Source organism: Nocardia amamiensis (genome assembly GCF_015477605.1).
GTDB classification, from domain to species: domain Bacteria; phylum Actinomycetota; class Actinomycetes; order Mycobacteriales; family Mycobacteriaceae; genus Nocardia; species Nocardia amamiensis_A.
This window is the reverse complement of the sequence record NZ_JADLQX010000380.1, coordinates 1-251: the sequence shown is the minus strand read 5'-3', so window position 1 is coordinate 251 and position 251 is coordinate 1. Positions and strand designations below refer to the sequence as shown.

Annotated in this window: 1 pseudogene; it reads left to right on the top strand. The window is 70.9% G+C overall.

The features are described 5' to 3' along the window. Positions 1-251 (top strand): annotated as a pseudogene (locus tag IU459_RS39225) (hypothetical protein); the annotation flags it as partial.

Below are 251 nucleotides of genomic sequence, written 5' to 3'. Positions count from 1 at the left end.
CGGAAGCGCCCCGCGGAGTACAGGCGATTGCCGCGCACGATCCGCTCGGCGATCTCCCCGGGCACCTCGATGCCCAGTTCGCGCTGCAGCATGCCGGGCACCTCGGCGATCGCCGTCTCGGCCTGCTCCTGGACGCCATGCAGACCGACAAGAAGACCCGCTCCGGCGTGCTGCGCTTCGTGGTGCTCGACGGCTTGGCCAAACCCGGTCGCCTGGAAGGGCCCGATCCGACCTTGCTGGCGGCCGCGTAC